Genomic DNA, 24460 nt, shown 5'->3' on the forward strand with positions numbered 1-24460 from the left:
CGGGTCAACCCGCTCCCACTGGTACTGCACAGCGCTGAAGGGCAGTGAAGATCCTGTGGGAGCGGGTTTACCCGCGAAGAGGCCTGTGCATTCAGTGCAAATGCAGCAGGACTCAGCTGCGCTCCAGCACCCACTGACGCTTGCCTGCGGCCAGCTCCGGCATTTCATCTGGCTGGGCACGGTTCACTGCCTGGAAAATCTCCAGCTTGTCGCCATCACGCTTGATGATGAACGGTGCGCCGCGCTGGTTACGCTCCAGCCACAAGCTGTCATTGCTACCGCCCATGGTCGCGCAGTCACCTGCCAGGCACAGGGCGAAACGGTCCGGCCCCGGCAGGCCGGTGACGTTCCCGGTGTCGCTGAAGCGCACGCTGGCTCCTTTTCCTTCGCCTTCGACCACCTTCCAATTGCCGCCCAGGTAGGCCTGGTACAGCGCTTTCTCGAAGCTGCTGCCCAGCGGCACATTGGCAGTAGCCGGTGCCTTGGCGCGGACGAAGGTCTGCTTGGTGCCGCGCTGGTCGACGGCTTGCAGCTCGTCACCATCGAGTGACAGCTGCTCGGTCTGGCCGCCCTCGAAGCGGGCCTGCCATTGCTTGTCTTTGGCGCTCAGCTGGCCGTCAGCGGCCTCGAAACCATTGCTGTAGCTAGCCTGTTGGTTGGCAACGTCGAGCTTCCATTCGAACACCGGGCCGTGCTCGTTAAGCGCCTGGCGCAGGCTGCCGCCCTTGACCGCAGCAGTGATGGCGTCCTGGTTGATCCAGGTACCGTTGAAATCTTCAGGTTTGTGGCTGGCGCAGCCGCCCAGTAGCAGGGCTGCCAGCGCGAGGGACAGTGCTTGACGCATGACGGGATAACCTTGCAGGGAAGGGGAGGTGACGGGCGAGGCGCCCGTCACCAAGGGCATCATTCGATGACCAGGATGGCGTCCATTTCGACTTGAGCGCCTTTTGGCAGTGCGGCAACGCCGATCGCGGCGCGGGCCGGGTAGGGCTGCTCAAAGTAGCGGCCCATCACCTCGTTGACCTTGGCGAAGTGGCTCAGGTCGGTGAGGAAGATGTTCAGCTTGACGATGTCCTTGAACGAGCCGCCAGCAGCTTCAGCAACGGCCTTGAGGTTCTCGAAAACCTGCACGGTCTGGGCTTCGAAGCCTTCGACCAGCTCCATGGTTTTAGGGTCCAGCGGAATCTGGCCGGACATGTACACGGTGTTGCCGGCCTTGATCGCCTGCGAGTAGGTACCGATAGCAGCTGGGGCTTTGTCGCTGTTGATGACGGTCTTGCTCATGATGACTCCTTGCGGTTGGCGGACTACGTACGCATGCGGGTGATGCGGACCACACCGGTCAGGGTACGAAGCTTCTTGATCACACGCGCCAGGTGCACGCGGTCGTGCACGCTGACCACCAGTTGGACCACGCTGATACGGCCGTCGCGTTCGTCCATGCTGATCTTCTCGATGTTGCCGTCGGCGGCGTTGACGCTGCTGGCCAGCAGGGCGATCAGGCCGCGCTGGTGTTCCAGTTCGACGCGCAGTTCGACATTGAATTCACCGGCGATGTCTTTGGCCCAGGAGAGTTGCACGCACTTTTCCGGGTTGTGGCGGATTTCACTGATGTTGCGACAGTTTTCCAGGTGCACGACCATGCCTTTGCCCGCCGACAGGTGGCCGACGATCGGGTCGCCCGGGATCGGCGTACAGCACTTGGCGTAGCTCAGCACCAGGCCTTCGGTTCCGCGGATCGCCAGCGGGCCTTCCGGTGCCGGCAGCTGCTCGCCATCGGCCGACAGCAGGCGGCGCGCGACCACGTAGGCCATGCGGTTGCCCAGACCGATGTCTTCGAGCAGGTCTTCGATGAGCTCCAGGCGGTATTCGGCGAGAATTGCCTGGGTGCGTTCCTGGGGGATTTGCTCCAGGCTGCTGTCGAAGCCGGTGAGTACCTTGTTCAGCAGGCGTTCGCCCAGGCTGATGGACTCGGAGCGGCGCTGCTGCTTGAGCGCGTGGCGTATGTGCGTGCGCGCTTTGCCGGTAACCACGAAGTTGAGCCAGGCCGGGTTTGGCCGGGCGCCCGGGGCGCTGACGATTTCCACCGTCGAGCCACTTTGCAGCGGTTCGGAAAGCGGCGCCAGGCGGCGGTTGATGCGGCAGGCGATGCAGCTGTTGCCAACGTCGGTATGCACTGCATAGGCGAAGTCGACAGCCGTGGAGCCTTTGGGCAGCTCCATGATCCGGCCTTTGGGCGTGAATACGTAGACCTCGTCCGGGAACAGGTCGATCTTCACGCTCTCGATGAATTCCAGCGAGTTACCGGCCCGTTGCTGCAGTTCGAGGATGCCCTTGACCCATTGGCGGGCGCGGGCGTGGTTACCCTTGGGCTGCTCGTCGTCGTTGGATTTGTACAACCAGTGCGCGGCGATGCCGTTGTTGGCCATCTCTTCCATTTCGCGGGTGCGAATCTGGATTTCGATGGGCACGCCGTGCATGCCGAACAAGGTGGTGTGCAACGACTGGTAGCCGTTGGCCTTGGGAATCGCGATGTAATCCTTGAAGCGACCGGGCAGTGGCTTGTACAGGTTGTGTACGGCGCCGAGCACACGGTAGCAAGTGTCTACCTTGTCGACGATGATGCGGAACGCATACACGTCCATGATCTCGTTGAAGGCACGGCGCTTGCCGCGCATCTTCTTGTAGATGCCATAGAGGTGCTTCTGTCGGCCGCTTACCTCGCCTTCGATGCCATCGGCAGCCAGGCAGTTGGCCAGCGAGTGCTCGATCTTGGCGACAATTTCTTTACGGTTGCCGCGTGCGCTTTTCACTGCCCGGTGAATCAGTGAGGAGCGCATTGGGTGCATGGCTTTGAAGCCGAGGTCCTCGAACTCCACGCGCACGTTGTGCATGCCCAGGCGATTGGCGATGGGGGCGTAGATTTCGAGGGTTTCCTTGGCGATGCGCCGGCGTTTTTCGCCGGACAGCACTTCCAGGGTGCGCATGTTGTGCAGGCGGTCGGCCAGCTTGACCAGGATCACGCGGATATCGCGGGCCATGGCCATGGCCATTTTCTGGAAGTTTTCGGCCTGTGCCTCGGCCTTGGTCTCGAAGTTCATCTGGGTCAGCTTGCTGACCCCATCGACCAGCTCGGCCACGGTCTCGCCAAACTGTTGGCTGAGGGCTTCCTTGGCGATACCGGTGTCTTCGATCACGTCGTGCAGCATGGCCGCCATCAGGCTTTGATGGTCCATGTGCATGTCAGCGAGGATGCTGGCCACGGCCAGCGGGTGGGTCACGTAGGGCTCGCCGCTGCGGCGGCGCTGCCCATCGTGAGCCTGTTCGGCGTAGAAATAGGCACGCCGGACCAAGTTGACCTGTTCGGGGCCAAGATAGGTCGACAGCCGTTCGGCCAAAGCTTCTATACCCGGCATGGGTTTACCTCCTGCCGAGGAAGAGGGCCTTGCGCCGTGCGACGTCGACCTGGCATCAATCAGACAGCCTCGTTGTTCTCGTCCTCGAACGCGGCGAACACCGGATCCTCGGTGACGATCTCTTCAGCGGCGATGAACTCGTTGGTGACGATGCCTTCGGCGATTTCACGCAGGGCAACAACGGTCGGCTTGTCGTTTTCCCACGCAACGCGTGGCTCTTTGCCGCCGGTCGCCAGCTGGCGAGCGCGCTTGGTCGAGAGCATGACCAGCTCGAAGCGGTTATCCACGTGTTCCAGGCAGTCTTCAACAGTTACGCGGGCCATGGTCTTCCTCAGTAGCAAATGCGGTGGGCGTGCAGCCCGATAATGGGCAGGCGGACTCGATAGTATAAAAATTCACCAGCCAATAGGGAAGCGCTGTTTTGTCGGGCCACGTTAACCTCAGGCCCAGGACCGCACCCAGTGGGAGCGGCTTTCGCCGCGAAACGGCCGGAACAGACGCCGTCAATGGATGAGCCTGACGATAACCTCAGAGCATCGCGCCGCGCAACCGGGGGGTCAGTTCTTCGAACAAGGTCTGCACCGAGCGCAGTGCCCGGCAATCCGGCCGGGTCAGCAGCCACAGCTGGGTGTCGCAGCCGGCCAACGGTCCGCTCAGCGCATCCACACCCGGCAGCGCATGCACCATATAGTCCGGCAGCGCCGCCACGCCTAGCCCGGCGGTCACCAGCTGGGCGATGGTCGACATGCTGCTGCACTGGTAGCGCGGGCTCAGCCCTGGGTATTGCTGGTTGCGCCAGACCACGGTGGGGTGGTCCTGCATCGAGTCGTCAGGAGCGATCCACGGCGTGCCGGCGGGCGATTCGGTCAGGCGCTCGCGCCACTGCGGCTGGCCGCAAACCACATAGGACGTAGAACCCAGGTTGCGGCCCACCAGATGCTCCGGGGGCGTGTTGGTCAGGCGCAGGGCAATGTCGGCATCGCGCCGGCTGAGGTTGGCGAACGTATTGGAGGTGCCCATCTCCAGCGACAAGGCCGGGTAGTTGGGCATGAACTCGGCCAGCGCCGGCAACAACAGGCTGTGCATCACCGCCTCGGTGCAGGTCAGGCGCACTGTACCGCTAACCACCTGCTCGCCGCTGGTCATGGCGATGCGTGCGGCTTCCAGCGCCTGTTCGGCGCGTTCGGCCTGCTCAGCCAGGGCCTGGGCAGTGTCGGTCGGCAGGTAGCCTTTGCGGCTTTTTACGAACAGCGCGGTGCCCAGTGCCGATTCCAGCCTGCGGATTGAGCGGAACACGGTCGAAACATCGACTTTCAGCAGCTCGGCGGCCTTGGCCAGCGAGCGGCCGCGCTCCAGTGCCAGGACCAGGGAGAGGTCGGCGTGAGTAATCTGATATTGCATTGGTGCACGCTCTGCTTGCCGAATTGCCAATGTCTGTTGCGTCAGGGCCATTTTATAGTGAAACGGCCCCCCGGAATCAATGCGTCCGGTCGGGTAACCAGTCCCCACGATGGGAAAGTGAAAAGAACAACAGCTGCAACCATCGTCGCCCGTGAGGCGCCAGCCGTATCCCCACATCGCCGCAGCAAATCAAAGGATGTACAGCCATGACGTCGGTAACCCCGTGCGCCAGTTCTTCCAGCGAGATGAATGACTTCCTCCAGGCCCATCCGGACACGCAGTACGTCGATCTGCTGATCTCCGACATGAACGGCGTGGTGCGTGGCAAGCGCATCGAGCGGGCCAGCCTGCACAAGGTGTACGAAAAGGGTATCAACCTGCCGGCATCGCTGTTCGCCCTGGACATCAACGGCTCTACCGTTGAAAGCACCGGCCTTGGCCTGGACATCGGCGATGCCGACCGTATCTGTTTCCCGATCCCCGGCACGCTGTCGGACGAGCCGTGGCAGAAGCGCCCGACCGCCCAGCTGCTGATGACCATGCACGAGCTGGATGGCCAGCCGTTCTTTGCCGACCCGCGTGAAGTGCTGCGCCAGATCGTGAGCAAGTTCGATGACCTGGGCCTGGATATCTGCGCCGCGTTCGAGCTGGAGTTCTACCTGATCGACCAGGACAACCTCAACGGCCGCCCGCAACCGCCGCGTTCGCCCATCTCCGGCAAGCGCCCGCAGTCGACCCAGGTATACCTGATCGACGACCTCGACGAGTATGCCGACTGCCTGCAAGACATGCTCGAAGCGGCCAAGGAGCAGGGGCTGCCAGCCGATGCCATCGTCAAGGAGAGCGCCCCGGCGCAGTTCGAAGTGAACCTGCACCACGTGGCCGACCCGCTGAAGGCCTGCGACTACGCGATTCTGCTCAAGCGCCTTATCAAGAACGTTGCCTACGACCATGAAATGGACACCACCTTCATGGCCAAACCCTACCCGGGCCAGGCCGGCAATGGGCTGCACGTGCACATCTCGCTGCTGGACAAGAAGACCGGCAAGAACATCTTCGCCAGCGACGACCCGTTGCAAAGCGACACGCTGCGCCACGCGATCGGCGGCGTGCTGGAAACCATGCCGGCGTCGATGGCCTTCCTCTGCCCGAACATCAACTCCTACCGTCGCTTCGGTGCGCAGTTCTACGTGCCCAATGCGCCAAGCTGGGGCCTGGACAACCGCACCGTCGCCGTACGCGTACCCACCGACAGCAGCGACAACGTGCGCCTTGAGCACCGCGTGGCGGGCGCCGACGCCAACCCGTACCTGATGCTGGCGGCAATCCTGGCCGGTGTGCATCACGGTCTGACCAACAAGGTCGAGCCCGAGGCGCCGATCGAAGGCAACTCTTACGAACAGCTGGAGCAGAGCCTGCCGAACAACCTGCGCGACGCCCTGCGTGCGCTGGACGACAGCGAAGTCCTTAACCAATACATCAGCCCGGACTACATCGATATCTTCGTGGCCTGCAAGGAAAGCGAACTGGCCGAGTTCGAGGTGTCGATTTCCGACCTTGAGTACAACTGGTACCTGCACACGGTGTAAGCCCATGAGCGCAATTGCGGTCCCCTTGATCGGTGTCAGCGCCTGCCGCCAGCAGGTGGGGAAAAACTCGTCGCACACGGTAGGCGACAAGTATGTCGAGGCGGCCGGCTTTGCCGGCCTGCCGCTGATCTTGCCGGCCCGTGACGGCGGCAGCGACACGCACGCTTTGCTGGCCCGGCTGCACGGCATTGTTTTTACCGGCTCGCCTTCAAATATCGAACCGCATCATTACAATGGCGCCCCCAGTGCGGCCGGTACCCGTCATGACCTGGCGCGTGATCGCCTGACCCTGCCGCTGCTGCAGGCGGCCATCGCTGCCGGCGTGCCGGTGTTCTGCATCTGCCGTGGGTATCAGGAACTGAACGTGGCCCTTGGCGGCAGCCTGCATCAGCGTGTGCAGGAACTGCCCGGTTACCTTGATCACCGCGAACCTGAGGACGCACCCCTGGAGGTGCAATATGGCCCTCGTCACCCCGTCGCCCTCGAGCCTGGCGGGTTGTTCGAGCGCCTGGGCCTGGCGGCGCAGTTCGAGGTCAACTCGCTGCACAGCCAGGGCATCGATCGCTTGGCCCCCGGGCTGCGCGTCGAGGCACGGGCCCCGGATGGCCTGATCGAAGCAGTGTCCATGCCCGATGCCCCTGGCTTTGTGCTTGGTGTGCAGTGGCACCCGGAGTGGCGCTTCAATGAAAACCCGGTTTCGCTGCGTCTGTTTCAGGCGTTTCGCGAGGCCTGCATTGCTTATGCAGCACGGGAGGGTGCACGGCAGGAGTGATTCTGGCGTCAGCCGAAGGTCTCGGATGACTGGTTCCCGACAGCAAGCTTTCAATGAGTGAAAGCGGGCCTTGTACGCAAGGCCTGTGAAAACAATTCCAAAATTTACGGCAAATACTCATGAGCAATTACACAGAAGCCGGCCGCCCACCCGATGTGGTGGCCGACGCGGGAAACACTCAGCGCAGCAAGGGCCTGGCCCAAGGCCGCCTGGGCTTGCTGGCCAGCGTGGTGCTGGGCATTTCCACCATCGCCCCGGTTTACACCTTGACCGGCGCCCTTGGCCCGACCGTGCGCGAGGTGGGGGCCCACCTGCCGGCCGTGTTCATCGTCGGCTTCCTGCCGATGCTGCTGGTGGCCCTGGGCTACCGCGAGCTGAATTCGGCAGAGCCGGACAGCGGCACGTCGTTTACCTGGTCGGCGCGTGCCTTCGGGCCGATGATCGGTTGGATCGGCGGCTGGGGGCTGGTCGTTGCCACCACTATCGTGCTGTCCAATCTGGCCGGGGTGGCGGTCGACTTCTTCTACCTGTTCCTCGGCCAGATCACCGGCAAGCATGAGCTGGCGGCGTTGGCCGACAATCTGTTGATCAACATCACGACCTGTTGCGTGTTCATCGCCCTGGCGGTGTGGATCTGCTGTCGCGGCATTGCCACCACCATGACCGTGCAGTACGGCCTGGTGGCCTTGCAGTTGCTGGTGTTGATCGGCTTTGCCTTCGCCGCCTTCGGTGGCACCACCGCGCCGGCACCGCTGGAATTCGATTTCGCCTGGTTCAACCCGTTCGGCGTCGAATCCTTCTCGGCCTTTGCCGCCGGCCTGTCGCTGTCGATCTTCATCTTCTGGGGTTGGGACACGTGCCTGACCGTGAGCGAAGAGTCGGTAGGCAGTGAAGAGGTGCCGGGCAAGGCCGCCACCTGGACCGTGATGTTGATCCTCGGCCTGTACCTGTTCACCGCCATTGCCACGCTGCAGTTTGCCGGTATCAGCGAAACCGGCCTGGGGCTGAACAACCCACGCATTCAGGAGAACGTGTTCGCCCATCTGGCAGGCCCGGTCATGGGGCCGTTGGCGATCCTGATGTCCATTGCCGTGCTGGCCAGTACGGCAGCGTCGCTGCAGTCAACCTTCGTGGCACCGGCGCGCACGCTGTTGGCCATGGGTTACTACGGCGCGGTACCACCGAAGTTCGCCAGCGTCTGCCCACGTTCGCAGACACCACGCTATGCCACCATCTGCGCCGGCCTGGCGGCAGGCCTGTTCTACGTGACGATGCGGACCCTGAGCGAGAACGTGCTGGCAGATACCATCACCGCGCTTGGCATGATGATCTGCTTCTACTATTCGCTGACCGCGTTTGCCTGCGTCTGGTATTTCCGTGACAGCCTGTTCGACAGCGTGCGCCACTTCGTCATGCGCGGCCTTTGCCCGCTCGTGGGAGGGGTGATCCTGTCGGTGATCTTTGCGCGTACCGCCATCGACAGTGCTTCGCCGGATTTCGGCAGCGGCTCGCATGTAGGTGGGCTGGGGCTGGTGTTCGTCATCGCCGCGATCATCTCGGCGCTTGGCATTGGCTTGATGATGCTGTCGCGCATGCGCGCGCCGGCGTACTTCCTGGGGGCTACCCTGCGTCAGCAGGCTACCTTGCCCCTGCAGGAATAATTGGAAGGGGCTGCTCTGCAGCCCATTCGCGGGCCAAGCCCGCTCCCACAGGACAACCGCTGCCTTCAATGCCGGCGCAGCATTTGTGTGAGCGGGCTTGCCCCGCGAATGGGCCGCAAAGCGGCCCCATCGTTTTCAGCCAACCAACTGTTTCAGCAATGCGCCGTGGCGCTGTTGCTGCTTCTTCAGCAGCAGGCGATTCGAACGGAACACTGCTTTCAAGTCTGCCAGCGCCACGTCGAAATCATCGTTGATGATCACGTAGTCATATTCGTCGTAGTGCACCATCTCGCTGACCGCTTCCTTCATGCGCCCGGCAATGATCTCTTCGCTGTCCTGCCCGCGGCCGTCCAGACGCTGGCGCAGCGCTTCCTGGCTTGGCGGCAGGATGAACACCGACAGTGCCTGCGGCATCAGCTTGCGCACCTGCTGGGCGCCTTGCCAGTCGATTTCCAGGATCAGGTCATAGCCCTGGTCCAGGGTGTGCTGCAATGCGCTGCGCGAAGTGCCATAGAAGTTACCGAACACTTCGGCATGTTCCAGGAAGTCACCTTGCGCGATCAGTGCCTTGAATTCCTCGTGGACGACGAAGTGGTAGTTCACCCCGTGCTGCTCGCCCGGACGCATGGCGCGGGTAGTGTGCGAGACCGAGACGCGAATCTGCTGGTCGTCCTTGGTCAGGGCGGTGACCAGGCTGGTCTTGCCGGCGCCGGAAGGGGCCGAAACGATGTAGAGGGTGCCGCTGCTGTGGTTCATGGTCGGGGTGGCCTTACTCGATGTTCTGTACTTGTTCACGCATCTGTTCGATCAATACCTTCAGGTTGACCGCCGCTTGCGTGCTGCGTGGGTCGAAGGCCTTGGAGCCGAGGGTATTGGCCTCGCGGTTGAGTTCCTGCATCAGGAAGTCCAGGCGCCGGCCTGCGGCGCCACCTCCTTTGAGCACCCGGCGTACTTCGGTAACGTGGGTGCTGAGGCGGTCGAGTTCCTCGGCCACGTCGCTTTTCTGTGCCAGCAGTACCATCTCCTGCTCCAGGCGCTGCGGGTCGAGTTCGGCCTGCATGTCGCCGAAGCGGTCGAGGATCTTCTGCCGCTGCGCCGCCAGCATCTGCGGCACCAGTGCGCGCAGAGTGGTGACTTCGCCGGCCATGTTGTCCAGGCGCTCGTTGATCAACCGGGCCAGTTCCTGGCCTTCGCGCTGGCGCCCGGCCTTGAGTTCGGCCAAGGCTTCGTCGAACAGCGCCATGGCTTCGGCGTTCAGCGCCTGCGGGTCGCTGGTGTCGGCCACCAGCACGCCCGGCCACGACAGCACTTCCAGCGGATTCAACGGGGCCGGCTGTTTGATCAGGCCGGCCACTTCTTCGGCGGCGGCCACCAGTTGCGCGGCACGCTCGCGGTCTACCTTCAGGGGTTTGCCATTGCTGTCTTCGTTCAGGCGCAAGGTGCATTCCACCTTGCCCCGCGACAGGCCTTGGCGCAGGCCTTCACGCACGCCGCCTTCAAGGTCGCGCAGGGCCTCGGGCAGGCGCAGGTGCGGTTCCAGGTAACGGTGGTTGACCGAACGCAGCTCCCAGACCAGGGTGCCTTGGCTGCCGGCGCGCTCGACACGAGCAAAAGCGGTCATGCTGTGCACCATGGGGAGTACCTCGCGTAGTTGAATGAACGGTGGGAGCCTCTCGGCTGCAAGGCGCAGGATTGTAGCGCAGTGGGGCCGTGGCGCCCAATCCGCCTATGTTACCGAGGGGTGGCTGCAGTGGTAGGAAAAGGCGACGGGCAGCCCCGCGTACGACAATAGGCATGTCCTCGCCGGGCTGCGGGCTCTATAATGCTCGGCAGATTCAAAGTCCCAGTACAGGTATCCCAGATGAAACGTCCAAGTGGTCGCGCCGCCGATCAGCTCCGCTCGATCCGCATCACCCGCAACTACACCAAGCACGCCGAAGGGTCGGTACTGGTCGAGTTCGGTGACACCAAGGTCATCTGCACGGTCAGCGTGGAGAACGGTGTACCGCGCTTCCTCAAAGGCCAGGGCCAAGGTTGGCTGACCGCCGAATATGGCATGCTGCCGCGCTCTACCGGCGAGCGTAACCAGCGCGAAGCCAGCCGTGGCAAGCAGGGTGGCCGCACCCTGGAAATCCAGCGCCTGATTGGCCGCTCGCTGCGTGCTGCGCTGGACATGAGCAAGCTCGGTGACATCACCCTGTACGTCGACTGCGATGTGATCCAGGCCGATGGCGGTACCCGCACCGCGTCCATTACCGGTGCCATGGTCGCCCTGTGCGACGCCCTGGCAGTGATCAAGAAGCGCGGCGGCCTCAAGGGCGGCAACCCGCTCAAGCACATGATCGCAGCCGTATCTGTCGGCATGTACCAGGGCGAAGCGGTGCTCGACCTGGACTACCTGGAAGATTCCGCCGCCGAAACCGACCTGAACGTGGTCATGACCAGTGCCGGTGGCTTCATCGAGGTACAGGGTACCGCCGAAGGCGCGCCGTTCCAGCCGGAAGACTTCAACGCCATGCTGGCGCTGGCGCAGAAGGGCATGAACGATATCTTCGAGCTGCAGCAGGCGGCTCTGGCTGACTGACTGTTTGGGGCCGCTGCGCGGCCCCTTCGCTGGACAAGCCCGCTCCCACAAGATGGACTGCCCCCAAGGGTTGGATTGGTGTCCAGCTTCTTGGGGGCAGTCCAAGATTTGTAGACTTTACAGCCATACATGAATCCTGTGGGAGCGGGCTTGTCCCGCGAATGGGCTGCGCAGCAGCCCTAGCACTCAGATGGTCAACGTCCAGTCATAGTCGACAATCAGCGGCGCATGCTGGGAGAAGCGCGGCTGACGCGGCAGGCGGGCATTGCGCACGAAGCGGCGCAGGCCCGGCGTGAGGATCTGGTAGTCGAACCGGTAGCCCAGGTTGAGCATCTCGGCCTGTTCGTTGTCCGGCCACCAGCTGTACTGGTCGCCTTCACGGCTGACTTCGCGCAGGGCATCGACGTAGCCCATTTCGCCAGTTATCGCATCCATCCAGGCCCGTTCAGGCGCCAGGAAACCCGGCGACTGCTGGCTGTCACGCCAGTTCTTGATGTCGAGCTTCTGCTGCGCCACATAGAACGAGCCGCAGTAGATGTACTCGCGACGCTTGCGGCGCTGCTTGTCCAGGTACTTGGCGAAGTCGTCCATCAACTTGAACTTCTGGTTCAAGTCTTCGTCGCCGTTCATGCCCGAAGGCAGTAGCAGGCTGGCAATACTGACTTTGTCGAAATCTGCTTGCAGGTAACGCCCGTAGCGGTCGGCTGTCTCGAAGCCCAGGCCGGTGATGACTGCCTTGGGCTGCATGCGCGAGTAAAGGGCCACACCACCTTGGGCTGGCACCTCCGCGTCGCAGGCATAAAGGAAATAGCCATCGAGCTGGAAAGCTGGGTCATCGAGTTCAAAGGCCGAGGCGCGGGTATCCTGAAGGCAGATGACGTCGGCATTCTGGGCTTGCAACCAGCTGAGCAAACCACGCTCGGCTGCAGCCTGAATGCCATTTACGTTCACACTGATGATCCGCATAAATGGCCCCATAAATCTCGTGCGTGTATGATACCCGAGCTCAACCCATTTAGCTAAATCCGTGGTGTCCGGGACTATTCATGCAGCCGTATCAGCGCGACTTTATCCGTTTTGCCATCGATCGCGGGGTACTGCGTTTCGGTGAATTCACCCTGAAATCGGGGCGTACCAGCCCGTATTTCTTCAATGCCGGCCTGTTCAACACCGGTTCCGCCCTGGCCGAACTGGGCCGTTGCTACGCCGCCGCCATCGTCGACAGCAAGATCCCCTTCGATGTGCTGTTCGGCCCGGCCTACAAGGGTATCCCGCTGGCGGCGACCACCGCCGTAGCGCTGGCTGACCAGCATCAGCTCGACGTGCCATGGTGCTTCAACCGCAAGGAAGCCAAGGACCACGGCGAAGGCGGTAGCCTGGTCGGCGCACCACTGGCCGGCGAAGTGCTGATCATCGACGACGTGATCACTGCCGGTACCGCCATCCGTGAGGTCATGCAGATCATCAACGCCCAGCAGGCCAAGGCCGCCGGCGTGCTGATCGCGCTGAACCGCGAAGAGCGTGGCAATGGCGAGTTGTCGGCGATTCAGGAAGTGGAGCGCGACTTCGGGATCCCGGTGGTCAGCATTGTTTCGCTGACCCAGGTGCTGGAGTTCCTGGCTGACGATCCGCAGCTGAAGCAGCACCTGCCGGCTGTCGAGGCCTACCGGGCGCAGTACGGGATCTGATCCTGGCCTGGAAATGAAAAAGGCGACCTTCACATGAAGGTCGCCTTTTTTGTGTCACCTGTTCAGACCCTTTCGCGGGTTAACCCGCTCCCACCGGATCTCCACAGCCCTCAAAGGCGGTGCTATCCCCTGTGGGAGCGGGTTTACCCGCGAAGAGGCCGATGCAGGCTAGCCAATCACTCAGCGTGGCTTGCGATTGGTAATCAGGGTACCCACGCCGCTGTCGGTGAAGATCTCCAGCAGCACTGCATTCGGCACTCGACCGTCGATGATGTGCGAGCTGTTCACGCCGCCCTGCACCGCATCCAGCGCACATTTGATCTTCGGCAGCATGCCGCCGTAGATGGTGCCGTCAGCGATCAGTTCGTTGACCTGCTCGGTGGTCAGGCCGGTCAGGACCTGGCCCTGCTTGTCCATCAGGCCGGCGATGTTGGTCAGCAGCATCAGCTTCTCGGCCTTCAGCGCCTCGGCCACCTTGCCCGCCACCAGGTCGGCGTTGATGTTGTACGACTCACCGTTGGCACCCACGCCGATTGGCGCGATGACCGGGATGAAGTCGCCCTTCACCAGCATGTTCAACAGGTCGGTGTTCACGCTCACCACTTCACCGACGTGACCGATGTCGATGATTTCCGGGGTGGTCATCTCTGGCGTCTGGCGGCTGACGGTCAGCTTGCGTGCGCGGATCAGCTCCGCGTCCTTGCCGGTCAGGCCGATGGCGCTACCGCCGTGGCGGTTGATCAGGTTGACGATGTCCTTGTTGACCTGGCCACCCAGCACCATCTCCACCACGTCCATGGTCGCCGAGTCGGTGACGCGCATGCCGTCGATGAAGTGGCTTTCGATCGACAGGCGCTTGAGCAGGTCGCCGATCTGCGGGCCACCACCGTGGACCACCACCGGGTTGATGCCCACAGCCTTCATCAGCACGATGTCACGGGCGAAGCCGGTCTTGAGCTCCTCGCTCTCCATCGCGTTGCCGCCGTACTTGATCACCAGGGTCTTGCCGACAAAGCGGCGGATGTAAGGCAGTGCTTCGGACAAAACCTCGGCTACATGGGAAGCGGCATCGCGATCGAGGGTCATGCAGGGCTCCTGTAAGGAACAGATAGTCGGTCAGAACGGCAGTTGCAGCTCAGGCTCAACCCGCAGCAACTGGGTACGGAAAACATCCTTGATACGTTGCAACTCGGCGTCACTGTCGGCCTCGAAGCGCAGCACCAGCACCGGCGTGGTGTTGGAGGCGCGAACCAGGCCCCAGCCGTGGTCGTAGTCGACCCGCACACCGTCGATGGTGGTCAGGTTGGCTTCGCCCCAGTCGGCGTCGCGTTGCAGTGCATCAATGATGCTGAATTTACCCTCGTCGGTCACATCAATATTGATTTCCGGCGTGGAAATATCATTCGGGAAGGCGGCAAACAGGTTTTCGGCGCTCTGCTTGGTCTTGCTGAGGATCTCCAACAGGCGTGCGGCGCTGTAGATACCGTCGTCAAAACCGTACCAGCGTTCCTTGATGAAGATGTGACCGCTCATCTCGCCAGCCAGCAGCGAACCGGTCTGTTTCATCTTCTTCTTGATCAGCGAGTGGCCGGTTTTCCACATCAGTGCGCGGCCGCCGTGCTGTTCGATCAGCGGGGTCAGGCGACGGGTGCATTTGACGTCGAAGATGATCTCGGCGCCCGGGTTGCGCCCCAGTACGTCCTGGGCAAACAGCATCAGAAGGCGGTCTGGGTAGACGATGCTGCCGGTGTTGGTCACCACGCCGACCCGGTCGCCGTCACCGTCGAAGGCCAGGCCGATGTCGGCACCGGTTTCCTTGACCTTGGCGATCAGGTCTTCGAGGTTTTCCGGCTTGCCCGGGTCCGGGTGGTGGTTGGGGAAGTTGCCATCGACCTCGCAGAACAGCGGGATCACCTCGCAGCCCAGGGCTTCGATCAGTTGTGGCGCAATCACGCCGGCGGCACCGTTGCCGCAGTCCACCACTACCTTGAGCTTTTTCGCCAGCTTCACGTCGCCGACAATCTGCTTGAAGTAGCGGTCAAGAATCTTGACCTTTTCCACGCGGCCTTCGGCCAGGGTCAGGTCGTTGGTTTTCAGGCGGGTCAGCAGGGCCTGGATCTGTTCATTGGCCAAGGTGTCGCCGGCGATGACGATCTTGAAACCGTTGTAGTCCGACGGGTTGTGGCTGCCAGTCAGCATCACGCCAGACTTGCCGGCCAGTACGTTGGCTGCGTAGTACAGCGCCGGGGTAGGAACCAGGCCGACGTCGCTGACCTGGCAGCCGGCGTCAACCAGGCCCTTGATCAGCTGTTCGACCAGCATCGGCCCGGACAGGCGGCCATCACGACCTACCGAAACCTGCGGTTCGCCTTGGGCCAGGCTCTGTGCGCCGATGGCGCGGCCGATCCAGTAGGCGGTTTCGGCGTGGAGGGTTTTGCCGACCACGCCGCGGATGTCATAAGCGCGGAAAATGCTGTCTGGCAATGCGGCGGGGACCAGGCGGGCCATGTCGTTCATCTCTGGAAGCTCCATTAGTCAAAGGCTTTCTGGGCAGGCGCAAACTGAACGCTTGGACGGTGGTTTCGCCAGAGAGTTCGCCATCCTTGGCCCGAACGGTCATTTGCCGGCTCAGTGGCTGCCGGAGTGACCGAAGCCGCCAGCGCCCCGCTGGCTTTCATCGAATGCCTCGACGATGTCGAAGTGGGCCTGTACCACCGGTACCAGCACCAACTGGGCGATACGTTCGCCAACCGCGATGGTGAACGGGGTGTTGCCTCGGTTCCAGCACGACACCATCAGTTCGCCCTGGTAGTCCGAGTCGATCAGCCCGACCAGGTTGCCCAGCACGACGCCGTGCTTATGGCCCAGGCCCGAGCGCGGCAGGATGACCGCAGCCAGGCCTGGGTCGCCGATATAGATCGACAGGCCGGTAGGGATCAGCAGGGTCTGGCCAGGCTCGAGGACCGTGTCCTCCTTCAGCAGGGCGCGCAGGTCGAGGCCGGCGGAGCCGGGGGTGGCGTAGGTCGGCAGCGGGAATTCGCTGCCCAGGCGTGGGTCGAGGATCTTGGCTTGAAGAGCGTGCATGTAACTTATTGAACCTGATTGAGCCGTTCGGCGATGAAGGCGACCAGTTGCCGGGCAATCTTGCCCTTGCTGGTCTGCGCGAAGAGAGTCTGGTGCTGCTGGCGGTCGATCACGGTCAAGGCGTTTTCTTCGCTGTTGAAGCCGATGCTGGGGTTGGCCACATCATTGGCGACGATCAGGTCGAGGTTCTTGTCCTTGAGCTTGCGCGTGGCGTAATCGAGCAGGTGCTCGGTTTCGGCGGCAAAGCCGACGCTGAACGGGCGATCGGCGCGGCCAGCAATGGTGGCAAGGATATCGGGATTGCGCACCATCTGCAGCAGCATGCCGTCGCCGGTCGTAGGATCTTTCTTCAGTTTTTGTGCGGCAACCACTTCGGGGCGGTAGTCCGCAACCGCTGCCGAGGCAATGAACAGGTCGCACGGCATGGCCGCTTCACAGGCCGAGAGCATGTCCCGCGCGCTGACCACGTCGATGCGGCTGACACGGTCTGGGGTTGGCAGGTGCACCGGACCGGTGACGAGGGTTACCCGAGCCCCGGCTTCAGCGGCCGCTTCGGCCAGCGCGAAGCCCATCTTGCCGGAGCTATGATTGGTGATGTAACGCACCGGGTCGATGTTTTCCTGGGTCGGCCCGGCGGTGATCAGCACGTGCTTGCCGGTCAGTGCCTGGCGCTTGAAGCTTTCTGCGGCACACCAGGCCAGGTCGGTGGCTTCAAGCATGCGCCCCAGGCCGACGTCGCCACAGGCCTGGCTGCCGGAGGCCGGGCCGAACACCTGGATGCCACGGCTCTTGAGCAGTTCGAGGTTGGACTGGGTGGCCGGGTCGCGCCACATGGCCTGGTTCATCGCAGGCGCCACGGCAACGGTGGCATCGGTGGCCAGTACCAGGGTGGTCAGCAGGTCGTCGGCCATCCCTTGGGCCATGCGCGCCATCAGGTCGGCGGTGGCTGGGGCGATCAGCACCAGGTCGGCCCACTTGGCCAGTTCGATATGGCCCATGGCCGCTTCGGCGGCCGGGTCGAGCAGGTCCATGTGCACCGGATGGCCCGACAGCGCCTGCAGGGTCAGCGGGGTGATGAACTCGGCACCACCACGGGTCATGACGACGCGCACCTGCGCGCCGTGCTCCAGGAGTCGGCGAATCAGCTCGGCGCTTTTGTAGGCGGCAATGCCACCACCTACGCCGAGAACGATGCGCTTGCGATACAGCCGCTGCATAGGCTTGCCTTTTTCCAGTGAGAGCGGGCGGCGACGTTTGAAAATGCCTGCGGCAGAACGTCGCATGTACGAGGCGAAATAGATTACCACAGGGCCGAAATGGGCCGCAGCAAGGGGCAGGGATGAATATCAGGGAGTGGCCGGCTGAAGAACGGCCGAGGGAGAAGTTGTTGCAGCGAGGGGCTGCTGCGCTGTCGGATGCAGAGTTGCTTGCCGTACTGCTGGGCTCCGGGGTTGCCGGGCGCAATGTGCTGGACCTTGCGCGAGGGCTGCTGGTGCGTTTTGGCGGGCTCAGGCAGTTTCTTGAGGCCGAACGCGAAGCGGTGCTGCGTGAGCCGGGCATTGGCACCGTAAAATACGCACAGTTACAGGCGCTGTTGGAGATTGGCCGGCGTTATCTGGATGAGAACCTCGAGCGCGCATCGGCGCTCGAGGGCCCTGCGGCGGTGCGGCGCTATCTCAAGGCTATGTTGCGTCATGAGATCAGTGAGGTATTCGGTTGCCTGTTTCTGGATACCAAGCACCGCCCATTGGCGTTTGAGATCCTGTTCAGGGGCACGATAGACCGGGCCAGTGTCTACCCGCGGGAGGTCGTGCGGCGGGCACTGCTGCACAACGCGGCGGCGTTGATCCTGTGCCACAACCACCCTTCAGGCAACAACGAGCCGAGCCAGGACGATGTGCATTTGACCTTGTCGCTGAAGCGGGGGCTGGCGTTGATTGACGTGCGGGTGCTGGACCACATCATCATCGGCGACGGGGAGCCGTTGTCGATGGTCGAGCATGGGTGGATTGTGGCGTAAGGCAGGTCAATGCGGTCAGGGCTAGCACGCGCCTGCCTTGAGGTTTGTGGCGTCTGTGAGATCGAGCGCCGCCCGCGCGGCGCTCGATCTCACAGACGCCACAACGCTTAAGGCAGGCGCCCCAAAACTCACTTGGTCACTGTCACCTTGCTGAAGTCCAGCCGCCCGAACGGGCTCACCTGGTACCCCTCGACGCCTTGGCGCAGCAAGGTCGCCGCCGTCGGGTGCGCCAGTGGCACCCACAGCGCCTGCTGCTGGATCAGTGTCTGCGCCTGCTGGTACAGCCGGCTACGCACGCTCTGGTCGTTGGTGGTGCGCCCGGCGCTGATCAGCTGGTCCAGGCGGCTGTCGCAGAAGCGCGCGAAATTGGTCCCCGATTCCACTGCCGCACAGGAAAACTGCGGACTGAGGAAATTGTCCGGGTCGCCGTTATCGCCCGCCCAGCCCATGAACAGCAAGTCATGCTCGCCGGCCTTGGCGCGGCGTATCAGTTCGCCCCACTCGATCACGCGGATCTCCGCTTTCACGCCAATCTTCGCCAGGTCGGCTTGCAGCATCTGCGCGCCAAGGCTGGGGTTGGGGTTGAGCAGGCTACCCGAGGGCCGGGTCCAGATGGTGGTACTGAAGCCGTCGGCCAGCCCGGCCTTGGCCAGCAGGGCTTTGGCTTTCTTCAGGTCCAGCGGGTAGCCGGGCAGGTCCTTGGCGTAGCTCCAGGTATTAGGCGGGTAGGGGCCGTTGGCAGCCACCGCAGAGTCTTCGAACACGGCCTTGAGGTAGGCCTGCCTGTCGAAGGCCAGGTTGATCGCCTGACGCACTTCCGGCTTGTCCAGCGGCGGGTGCTGGCTGTTGATGGCGACGAAGGCAGTCATGAATGCCGGCGTGGTGGCCACCTTGAGGTTGCCGTCCTTGCCCGCTTCGGCAATGTCCAGCGGCTTCGGCGACAGGGCAACCTGGCATTCGCCACGCTTGAGTTTTTGCAGCCGCACGTTGGCATCGGTGGTGATGGCGAAGATCAGCGGGTCGACGGCCGGCTTGCCCGCGAAATAGTCCGGGTTGGCGCGGTAACGGACCACGGCATCTTTCTGGAAGCGCTGGAACACGAACGGCCCGGTGCCGATCGGCTGGCTGTTGAGCTTTTCTGGCGTGCCTGCCTTGAGCAGCTTGTCGGCATACTCGGCCGAGTAGATCGAGGCGAAGCCCATGCTCAGGGTGGCCAGGAAGGTGGCATCCGGGTGGCTGAGGGTGAAGCGTACGGTGTTCGGTGCCGGCGCCTCGATTGCCTTGATCAGGCTGCCCAGCTGCAGCGACTGGGCATGCGGGTAGCCGCCCGGCGCGGTCTTGTGCCAGGCATGCGCCGGGTAGAGCATGCGCTGGAAACTGAACAGCACGTCATCGGCATTCAGTTCACGGCTGGGCTTGAAGTACGGGGTACTGTGGAACTTCACGCCGTCACGCAGGGTGAAATCATACACCAGGCCGTCGGCCGATACCGTCCAGCTGGCGGCCAGGCTGGGTACCACCTTGCCTTGGGCCGCGTCGAACTCTACCAGGCGGTTCATCAATACGTCGGCGGTGGCATTGGTGGTGGTCAGCGAGTTGTACTGCACCACATCGAAGCCTTCGGGGCTGGCCTCGCTGCAAACGCTCAGTGGCGCAGCCTGGGCAACGCTGGCCGTGAACAGGGCGCCAGCGGCGAACAGGGAGTTGAACAGTAACGAAAGGGCGGCGGCACGCATCGTGGCTCCTTGGCTGTCAAATGGCCCATCTGCCAGTGCAGTCTGGAAAAGGCTTACCCTAGTGCGCCCGTTGGCAAATGACCACACCCTTTTTTACAAATCTGGCGACGAGCGGTCGACGGCTGACGGGGCCTGCCGCTATGCTGGCCCGGCGCGTTCTGGCTTGCGGCAATGCACATCTACTGTTGTTGCAATCAAGTCTTTCTGGTATAAAGCAGCGCTCTTTTCTAGGGGCTCGGCCTGTCGCATCAGCGGATCCGGTCGATAAGACCTCCAGAATCACGGCGCCCAGGCGCCAAAGACTGAGAGATTAAGCGGCCAACCCATGCCGGGTTGGGCATGTGGTTTTAGAGGGCTGAGTCATGTCGAGAGTCTGTCAAGTTACTGGTAAGGGTCCAGTAACCGGGAACAACATTTCCCACGCAAACAACAAAACCCGTCGTCGTTTCCTGCCGAACCTGCAGCACCACCGTTTCTGGGTTGAATCCGAGAAGCGTTTCGTGCGTCTGCGCGTTTCCGCCAAAGGCATGCGTATCATCGACAAGCGCGGCATCGACGCCGTTCTGGTTGACATCCGTAAAGCTGGCGCCAAGGTTTAAGGGAGAGCATCATGCGTGAATTGATCCGTCTGGTTTCGAGTGCCGGTACCGGCCACTTCTACACCACCGACAAGAACAAGCGCACCACCCCGGACAAAATCGAGATCAAGAAATATGATCCGGTTGTTCGCAAGCACGTGGTGTACAAGGAAGCCAAGATCAAGTAATTGATCGGCGACCTGCAAAAAACCCGCATCCGAAAGGACGCGGGTTTTTTTTTGGCTGCAGCAGGGTCAGTTGAAGGCGAAACTCTGGATCATCAGGTCGGCGTCGGCCTTGATCTGGATGCGCTCGGCGTCGTAGTCGCGGGTGGATATCTCGTTGGGGCCAACCACGCGAGTGCGCCCGGTGAGGGCGCAGATGGTGCCTTTCAGCTCCGGCACGTAGCGGGTGCCGAGCAGGTGAGCGAGGGTTTGCAGGACTTCTTCGTTGGTCATGCCGATTTTCCTTGTGAGGCTGAATGGCCCGAAACGGGCAGGGTCATCCTCACGCATGGCTGCAAACCCCCTGCGCTACATAGTTACTTCTGCTCGAACATCACATAGATCTTGCGGCACGGCTCCAGCACCTCCCAGGTGCCCTTGAAGCCGGCGGGGATGACAAACCGATCGCCGGCACGCAGGGTTTTCGCGCCGCCGTCCTGGTCGCGCAGCACCGAAACGCCCTGAACGATCTCGCAGTATTCATGCTCGGTGTAGCCCACCGTCCACTGTCCCACCTCACCTTCCCAGACGCCAGCCGCAAACTGCCCGCATGGGCTGGAGTAATGGTTGTAGACGGCCTGGTCGGGCTCACCCTTGAGGATTTTTTCTGCGGCCGGGCGGTAACGTTCGGCCTCGGTGATGACCTGTGCGAAGTCGATGATGCTGTCGATGCTCATGGTGCGGCTCCTGTTGTTGTTTAATAAAATGAACATCAGTAGGCTTTTAGGCCTTTCGTGTCAAATATATTGATAGTTTATACGGGCTGGTTTAGGGTATCGCTTGCCAGTGTGCGCTCGTCGCCCGGCCAGAATTCTGACAACGCCTGTGAGTCCTCAGTGCGGCGTTGCACCTAAACAAGAGGAGGAGTTTCGTATGACCACCCTGACCCGTGCGGACTGGGAACAACGTGCCCAGCAACTGAAGATCGAAGGCCGTGCCTTCATCAACGGCGAATACACCGATGCCGTATCCGGTGAAACCTTCGAGTGCCTGAGCCCGGTCGACGGACGCTTCCTGGCCAAGGTTGCCAGCTGCGACCTGGCCGACGCCAACCGCGCTGTAGAAAACGCCCGTGCCACCTTCAATTCCGGCGTCTGGTCGCAGCTGGCCCCGGCCAAGCGCAAAGCCAAGCTGATCCGCTTCGCCGACCTGCTGCGCAAGAACGTCGAAGAGCTGGCGCTGCTGGAAACGCTGGACATGGGCAAGCCGATTGGCGACTCCTCCAGCATCGACATCCCAGGTGCGGCCCAAGCCATTCACTGGACTGCCGAAGCCATCGACAAGGTCTACGACGAAGTTGCCCCGACCCCGCATGACCAGCTTGGCCTGGTTACCCGCGAGCCGGTAGGTGTGGTCGGTGCCATCGTACCTTGGAACTTCCCGCTGCTGATGGCCTGCTGGAAGCTCGGCCCTGCATTGGCCACCGGTAACTCGGTGGTGCTCAAACCGTCCGAAAAATCGCCGCTGACAGCCATCCGCATTGCCCAGCTGGCGATCGAAGCCGGTATCCCGGCTGGCGTGCTGAACGTGCTGCCAGGCTACGGCCACACCGTCGGCAAGGCCCTGGCCCTGCACATGGACGTGGACACCCTAGTGTTCACCGGTTCGACCAAGATCGCCAAGCAGCTGATGGTTTACGCGGGTGAGTCGAACATGAAACGCATCTGGCTGGAAGCCGGCGGCAAGAGCCCGAACATCGTCTTCGCCGACGCCCCAGACCTGCAAGCTGCCGCTGAGGCTGCTGCCAGCGCCATTGCCTTCAACCAGGGCGAAGTGTGCACCGCAGGTTCCCGCCTGCTGGTCGAGCGTTCGATCAAGGACAAGTTCCTGCCGATGGTGGTAGAGGCCCTGAAAGGCTGGAAACCAGGCAACCCGCTGGACCCACAGACCACTGTCGGTGCCCTGGTCGATACCCAGCAGATGAACACCGTGCTGTCGTACATCGAGGCAGGCCACAAGGACGGCGCCAAGCTGCTGGCTGGCGGCAAGCGTACCCTGGAAGAAACCGGCGGCACCTACGTCGAGCCGACCATCTTCGACGGCGTGACCAACGCCATGCGCATTGCCCAGGAAGAGATCTTCGGCCCAGTGCTGTCGGTCATCGCCTTCGACACTGCCGAAGAAGCTGTGGCCATTGCCAACGACACGCCCTATGGCCTGGCGGCTGGTATCTGGACTTCGGACATTTCCAAGGCCCACAAGACCGCCCGTGCCGTGCGCGCAGGCAGCGTCTGGGTCAACCAGTACGACGGTGGTGACATGACCGCGCCGTTCGGCGGCTTCAAGCAGTCGGGCAATGGCCGTGACAAGTCGCTGCACGCACTCGAGAAGTACACTGAGCTGAAGGCGACCTGGATCAAGCTGTAATTCCAGCAGGGGCCGCTTTGCGGCCCATTCGCGGGACAAGCCCGCTCCCACAGGTCCCGCTGCCTTTGAAAAGCCAGGGGGGCCTGTGGGAGCGGGCTTGTCCCACGAATGGGCCTGGAAAAACCTGGCTGGGAGGCTGCAATGCGTTGGGGTACCTATTTCGCCGTACTGGCCTCGGTGCTGAGTGTGGGCCTGGCGCTGGGTGTGAGCATGCCACTGGTATCCCTGCGCCTGGAGGCCTGGGGCTATGGCAGCTTCGCCATCGGCGTGATGGCGGCGATGCCAGCCCTGGGCGTTCTGGCCGGAGCCAGCCTGGCCAGCCGCTTGGCCGGCTGGGTCGGTGTGCCTTCGGCCATGCGCATATGCCTGTGGGGCGGGGCGTTGTCGATCGGCCTGGTCGCACTCCTGCCCAGCTATCCATTGTGGTTGCTGCTGCGGCTGATGATCGGCATGTCCCTGACTGTGGTGTTCATCCTTGGCGAAAGCTGGATCAACCAACTGGTGGTCGAGCAATGGCGCGGCCGGCTGGTGGCGCTGTATGGCAGCAGCTACGCCTTGAGCCAGCTGGCAGGGCCGCTGGTGCTGGGCTTCCTCGGTTCCGGCGACGACTTCGGCTTCTGGGCCGCAACTGGCCTGTTGCTGCTTGCGCCGCTGGTGCTGCTGGGGCGTGGCGGTGCGCCGAGCACCGAAGCCTGCAGCGTCAGTTTCGGCGACCTGTTCGGCTTTTGCCGGCGTTTGCCAGTCATTGCCTGGGCCATTGCCCTGTTTGCCTCATTCGAGGCGATGATCCTGACCTTGTTGCCGGTCTATTGTCTGCAGCAAGGCTTTACCACTGAAATCGCCCTGTTCATGGTCAGTACCGTGGTGGTCGGCGACGCGGTGCTGCAGCTGCCCATTGGCGCGCTGGCTGACCGCATGTCGCGACGCGCGCTGTTCACCGGTTGTGCGGTGGTCTTGATGGTGTCCAGCCTGGCGATTCCGCTGTTGCTGCACACGCCGGTGATCTGGCCCTTGTGGGTATTGTTCGGGGCCAGTGCCGGCGGCCTGTTCACGCTGTCGCTGGTGTTGATTGGCGAGCGCTACCGTGATGACGAGCTGGTGCGGGCCAACGCCCATGTGGCGCAGCTCTGGGGGATTGGTTGCCTGCTCGGGCCATTGCTGGCGGGGGCGGGGAGCCAGTGGATCAGCGGGCATGCGTTGCTGCTGCTGATGGCCGCAGGTGCTGCAGGATTGGTGGTGCTGACCCAGCGGCGTGGGGCTTTCGAGGCAGTGTCTGCCTGAAGATTCTGGGGCCGCTTTGCGGCCCGATCGCGGCGCAGGGCTGCCCCCACAAAGGTGGA

The 24460-nt window shown here is 62.6% G+C and carries 25 protein-coding genes; 10 read left to right on the plus strand and 15 right to left on the minus strand.

Features of this window, described 5'->3' with window-relative positions; translation table 11 throughout:
- Positions 1 to 112: 112 nt before the first annotated feature.
- The 5 genes from E8E68_RS03930 to E8E68_RS03950 form a co-directional block, all read right to left on the minus strand.
- The gene (locus E8E68_RS03930; RefSeq protein WP_280339807.1) at positions 113 to 844 is read right to left on the minus strand and encodes a hypothetical protein; all 732 of its coding nucleotides are present in this window, start codon (positions 842 to 844) and stop codon (positions 113 to 115) included.
- Positions 845 to 903: 59 nt separating this feature from the next.
- Positions 904 to 1284, minus strand: coding sequence for a RidA family protein (locus tag E8E68_RS03935; protein WP_009684531.1), 381 nt, complete (start codon positions 1282 to 1284; stop codon positions 904 to 906).
- A 23-nt stretch (positions 1285 to 1307) separates the two neighbouring features.
- Complete coding sequence (spoT, locus tag E8E68_RS03940) at positions 1308 to 3416, minus strand: bifunctional GTP diphosphokinase/guanosine-3',5'-bis pyrophosphate 3'-pyrophosphohydrolase (protein WP_110743422.1); 2109 nt, start codon at positions 3414 to 3416, stop codon at positions 1308 to 1310.
- A 59-nt stretch (positions 3417 to 3475) separates the two neighbouring features.
- The gene (gene rpoZ, locus E8E68_RS03945) at positions 3476 to 3739 is read right to left on the minus strand and encodes a DNA-directed RNA polymerase subunit omega (protein ID WP_003253383.1); all 264 of its coding nucleotides are present in this window, start codon (positions 3737 to 3739) and stop codon (positions 3476 to 3478) included.
- A 205-nt stretch (positions 3740 to 3944) separates the two neighbouring features.
- On the minus strand, positions 3945 to 4817 hold the full coding sequence (locus E8E68_RS03950) for a LysR family transcriptional regulator (RefSeq protein ID WP_280339809.1): 873 nt from the start codon (positions 4815 to 4817) through the stop codon (positions 3945 to 3947).
- Positions 4818 to 5023: 206 nt separating this feature from the next.
- Here E8E68_RS03950 and E8E68_RS03955 point away from each other — a divergent pair, with 206 nt between their 5' ends.
- The 3 genes from E8E68_RS03955 (at position 5024) to E8E68_RS03965 (ending at position 8839) form a co-directional block, all read left to right on the plus strand.
- On the plus strand, positions 5024 to 6406 hold the full coding sequence (locus tag E8E68_RS03955) for a glutamine synthetase family protein (RefSeq protein ID WP_110743420.1): 1383 nt from the start codon (positions 5024 to 5026) through the stop codon (positions 6404 to 6406).
- 4 nt (positions 6407 to 6410) lie between these two features.
- Entirely contained in the window at positions 6411 to 7178 is a 768-nt protein-coding gene (locus tag E8E68_RS03960) for a gamma-glutamyl-gamma-aminobutyrate hydrolase family protein (protein WP_266032151.1), read from the plus strand.
- A gap of 119 nt (positions 7179 to 7297) precedes the next feature.
- Positions 7298 to 8839 (plus strand): APC family permease, encoded by a 1542-nt coding sequence (locus tag E8E68_RS03965; RefSeq protein WP_266032152.1) that lies wholly within the window; start codon positions 7298 to 7300, stop codon positions 8837 to 8839.
- A gap of 135 nt (positions 8840 to 8974) precedes the next feature.
- Here E8E68_RS03965 and gmk read toward each other — a convergent pair whose 3' ends face one another.
- Positions 8975 to 9595, minus strand: coding sequence for a guanylate kinase (gene gmk, locus E8E68_RS03970; RefSeq protein ID WP_266032153.1), 621 nt, complete (start codon positions 9593 to 9595; stop codon positions 8975 to 8977).
- Between the two features lie 13 nt (positions 9596 to 9608).
- A complete protein-coding gene (locus E8E68_RS03975; RefSeq protein ID WP_110743416.1) occupies positions 9609 to 10472 on the minus strand; it encodes a YicC/YloC family endoribonuclease in 864 nt (287 codons plus the stop codon).
- Between the two features lie 228 nt (positions 10473 to 10700).
- Here E8E68_RS03975 and rph point away from each other — a divergent pair, with 228 nt between their 5' ends.
- Complete coding sequence (gene rph, locus E8E68_RS03980; RefSeq protein WP_266032154.1) at positions 10701 to 11423, plus strand: ribonuclease PH; 723 nt, start codon at positions 10701 to 10703, stop codon at positions 11421 to 11423.
- A gap of 186 nt (positions 11424 to 11609) precedes the next feature.
- Here rph and E8E68_RS03985 read toward each other — a convergent pair whose 3' ends face one another.
- On the minus strand, positions 11610 to 12389 hold the full coding sequence (locus tag E8E68_RS03985) for an exodeoxyribonuclease III (RefSeq protein ID WP_003253401.1): 780 nt from the start codon (positions 12387 to 12389) through the stop codon (positions 11610 to 11612).
- 80 nt (positions 12390 to 12469) lie between these two features.
- Between E8E68_RS03985 and pyrE the strand changes: the two genes are divergently transcribed.
- Positions 12470 to 13111 carry an orotate phosphoribosyltransferase gene (pyrE, locus tag E8E68_RS03990; RefSeq protein ID WP_014861506.1) on the plus strand — a complete coding sequence of 214 codons (642 nt, stop codon included), beginning with the start codon at positions 12470 to 12472 and terminating at the stop codon, positions 13109 to 13111.
- A 180-nt stretch (positions 13112 to 13291) separates the two neighbouring features.
- Here pyrE and argB read toward each other — a convergent pair whose 3' ends face one another.
- From argB to coaBC, 4 genes are all read right to left on the minus strand, one after another.
- Positions 13292 to 14197, minus strand: coding sequence for an acetylglutamate kinase (argB, locus tag E8E68_RS03995; RefSeq protein ID WP_004575216.1), 906 nt, complete (start codon positions 14195 to 14197; stop codon positions 13292 to 13294).
- A gap of 30 nt (positions 14198 to 14227) precedes the next feature.
- Positions 14228 to 15628: a phosphomannomutase/phosphoglucomutase gene (locus E8E68_RS04000; protein WP_266032155.1), complete on the minus strand. Its 1401-nt coding sequence runs from the start codon at positions 15626 to 15628 to the stop codon at positions 14228 to 14230.
- Positions 15629 to 15739: 111 nt separating this feature from the next.
- On the minus strand, positions 15740 to 16195 hold the full coding sequence (gene dut, locus E8E68_RS04005) for a dUTP diphosphatase (protein WP_110743413.1): 456 nt from the start codon (positions 16193 to 16195) through the stop codon (positions 15740 to 15742).
- A 5-nt stretch (positions 16196 to 16200) separates the two neighbouring features.
- Positions 16201 to 17412, minus strand: coding sequence for a bifunctional phosphopantothenoylcysteine decarboxylase/phosphopantothenate--cysteine ligase CoaBC (coaBC, locus tag E8E68_RS04010; protein WP_280339816.1), 1212 nt, complete (start codon positions 17410 to 17412; stop codon positions 16201 to 16203).
- A 122-nt stretch (positions 17413 to 17534) separates the two neighbouring features.
- Here coaBC and radC point away from each other — a divergent pair, with 122 nt between their 5' ends.
- Positions 17535 to 18215: a DNA repair protein RadC gene (gene radC, locus E8E68_RS04015; protein WP_266032156.1), complete on the plus strand. Its 681-nt coding sequence runs from the start codon at positions 17535 to 17537 to the stop codon at positions 18213 to 18215.
- A gap of 128 nt (positions 18216 to 18343) precedes the next feature.
- On the opposite strand, the gene E8E68_RS04020 is transcribed toward radC, so the two are convergent.
- The gene (locus tag E8E68_RS04020; RefSeq protein WP_280339818.1) at positions 18344 to 19951 is read right to left on the minus strand and encodes an ABC transporter substrate-binding protein; all 1608 of its coding nucleotides are present in this window, start codon (positions 19949 to 19951) and stop codon (positions 18344 to 18346) included.
- A gap of 362 nt (positions 19952 to 20313) precedes the next feature.
- On the opposite strand from E8E68_RS04020, the gene rpmB reads away from it, so the two are divergent.
- Together rpmB and rpmG are read left to right on the plus strand one after the other, a co-directional pair.
- Positions 20314 to 20550 (plus strand): 50S ribosomal protein L28, encoded by a 237-nt coding sequence (gene rpmB, locus E8E68_RS04025; protein WP_003253504.1) that lies wholly within the window; start codon positions 20314 to 20316, stop codon positions 20548 to 20550.
- A gap of 11 nt (positions 20551 to 20561) precedes the next feature.
- Complete coding sequence (gene rpmG, locus E8E68_RS04030) at positions 20562 to 20717, plus strand: 50S ribosomal protein L33 (protein ID WP_003253507.1); 156 nt, start codon at positions 20562 to 20564, stop codon at positions 20715 to 20717.
- Positions 20718 to 20783: 66 nt separating this feature from the next.
- On the opposite strand, the gene E8E68_RS04035 is transcribed toward rpmG, so the two are convergent.
- Complete coding sequence (locus E8E68_RS04035) at positions 20784 to 20987, minus strand: hypothetical protein (RefSeq protein WP_266028947.1); 204 nt, start codon at positions 20985 to 20987, stop codon at positions 20784 to 20786.
- A gap of 83 nt (positions 20988 to 21070) precedes the next feature.
- Positions 21071 to 21430 (minus strand): cupin domain-containing protein, encoded by a 360-nt coding sequence (locus E8E68_RS04040; protein WP_266028948.1) that lies wholly within the window; start codon positions 21428 to 21430, stop codon positions 21071 to 21073.
- 196 nt (positions 21431 to 21626) lie between these two features.
- Here E8E68_RS04040 and E8E68_RS04045 point away from each other — a divergent pair, with 196 nt between their 5' ends.
- Together E8E68_RS04045 and E8E68_RS04050 are read left to right on the plus strand one after the other, a co-directional pair.
- The gene (locus tag E8E68_RS04045; RefSeq protein ID WP_010955785.1) at positions 21627 to 23120 is read left to right on the plus strand and encodes an aldehyde dehydrogenase; all 1494 of its coding nucleotides are present in this window, start codon (positions 21627 to 21629) and stop codon (positions 23118 to 23120) included.
- Between the two features lie 141 nt (positions 23121 to 23261).
- The gene (locus E8E68_RS04050) at positions 23262 to 24401 is read left to right on the plus strand and encodes an MFS transporter (protein WP_266028949.1); all 1140 of its coding nucleotides are present in this window, start codon (positions 23262 to 23264) and stop codon (positions 24399 to 24401) included.
- Positions 24402 to 24460: the final 59 nt, after the last annotated feature.

The organism is Pseudomonas sp. BN607 (genome assembly GCF_029871175.1).
GTDB lineage: Bacteria > Pseudomonadota > Gammaproteobacteria > Pseudomonadales > Pseudomonadaceae > Aquipseudomonas.

Coding starts and splice junctions, on each gene's coding strand:
- E8E68_RS04000 (WP_266032155.1), bottom strand. CDS start 15,628: ATGAACGACATGGCCCGCCTGGTCCCCGCCGCATTGCCAGACAGCATT.
- E8E68_RS04035 (WP_266028947.1), bottom strand. CDS start 20,987: ATGACCAACGAAGAAGTCCTGCAAACCCTCGCTCACCTGCTCGGCACC.
- E8E68_RS03965 (WP_266032152.1), top strand. CDS start 7,298: ATGAGCAATTACACAGAAGCCGGCCGCCCACCCGATGTGGTGGCCGAC.
- gmk (WP_266032153.1), bottom strand. CDS start 9,595: ATGAACCACAGCAGCGGCACCCTCTACATCGTTTCGGCCCCTTCCGGC.
- E8E68_RS03950 (WP_280339809.1), bottom strand. CDS start 4,817: ATGCAATATCAGATTACTCACGCCGACCTCTCCCTGGTCCTGGCACTG.
- rpmB (WP_003253504.1), top strand. CDS start 20,314: ATGTCGAGAGTCTGTCAAGTTACTGGTAAGGGTCCAGTAACCGGGAAC.
- pyrE (WP_014861506.1), top strand. CDS start 12,470: ATGCAGCCGTATCAGCGCGACTTTATCCGTTTTGCCATCGATCGCGGG.
- dut (WP_110743413.1), bottom strand. CDS start 16,195: ATGCACGCTCTTCAAGCCAAGATCCTCGACCCACGCCTGGGCAGCGAA.
- E8E68_RS03960 (WP_266032151.1), top strand. CDS start 6,411: ATGAGCGCAATTGCGGTCCCCTTGATCGGTGTCAGCGCCTGCCGCCAG.
- E8E68_RS03985 (WP_003253401.1), bottom strand. CDS start 12,389: ATGCGGATCATCAGTGTGAACGTAAATGGCATTCAGGCTGCAGCCGAG.
- E8E68_RS03935 (WP_009684531.1), bottom strand. CDS start 1,284: ATGAGCAAGACCGTCATCAACAGCGACAAAGCCCCAGCTGCTATCGGT.
- argB (WP_004575216.1), bottom strand. CDS start 14,197: ATGACCCTCGATCGCGATGCCGCTTCCCATGTAGCCGAGGTTTTGTCC.
- rph (WP_266032154.1), top strand. CDS start 10,701: ATGAAACGTCCAAGTGGTCGCGCCGCCGATCAGCTCCGCTCGATCCGC.
- E8E68_RS03930 (WP_280339807.1), bottom strand. CDS start 844: ATGCGTCAAGCACTGTCCCTCGCGCTGGCAGCCCTGCTACTGGGCGGC.
- spoT (WP_110743422.1), bottom strand. CDS start 3,416: ATGCCGGGTATAGAAGCTTTGGCCGAACGGCTGTCGACCTATCTTGGC.
- rpoZ (WP_003253383.1), bottom strand. CDS start 3,739: ATGGCCCGCGTAACTGTTGAAGACTGCCTGGAACACGTGGATAACCGC.
- E8E68_RS04050 (WP_266028949.1), top strand. CDS start 23,262: ATGCGTTGGGGTACCTATTTCGCCGTACTGGCCTCGGTGCTGAGTGTG.
- E8E68_RS04045 (WP_010955785.1), top strand. CDS start 21,627: ATGACCACCCTGACCCGTGCGGACTGGGAACAACGTGCCCAGCAACTG.
- E8E68_RS03955 (WP_110743420.1), top strand. CDS start 5,024: ATGACGTCGGTAACCCCGTGCGCCAGTTCTTCCAGCGAGATGAATGAC.
- E8E68_RS03975 (WP_110743416.1), bottom strand. CDS start 10,472: ATGGTGCACAGCATGACCGCTTTTGCTCGTGTCGAGCGCGCCGGCAGC.
- coaBC (WP_280339816.1), bottom strand. CDS start 17,412: ATGCAGCGGCTGTATCGCAAGCGCATCGTTCTCGGCGTAGGTGGTGGC.
- E8E68_RS04040 (WP_266028948.1), bottom strand. CDS start 21,430: ATGAGCATCGACAGCATCATCGACTTCGCACAGGTCATCACCGAGGCC.
- E8E68_RS04020 (WP_280339818.1), bottom strand. CDS start 19,951: ATGCGTGCCGCCGCCCTTTCGTTACTGTTCAACTCCCTGTTCGCCGCT.
- radC (WP_266032156.1), top strand. CDS start 17,535: ATGAATATCAGGGAGTGGCCGGCTGAAGAACGGCCGAGGGAGAAGTTG.
- rpmG (WP_003253507.1), top strand. CDS start 20,562: ATGCGTGAATTGATCCGTCTGGTTTCGAGTGCCGGTACCGGCCACTTC.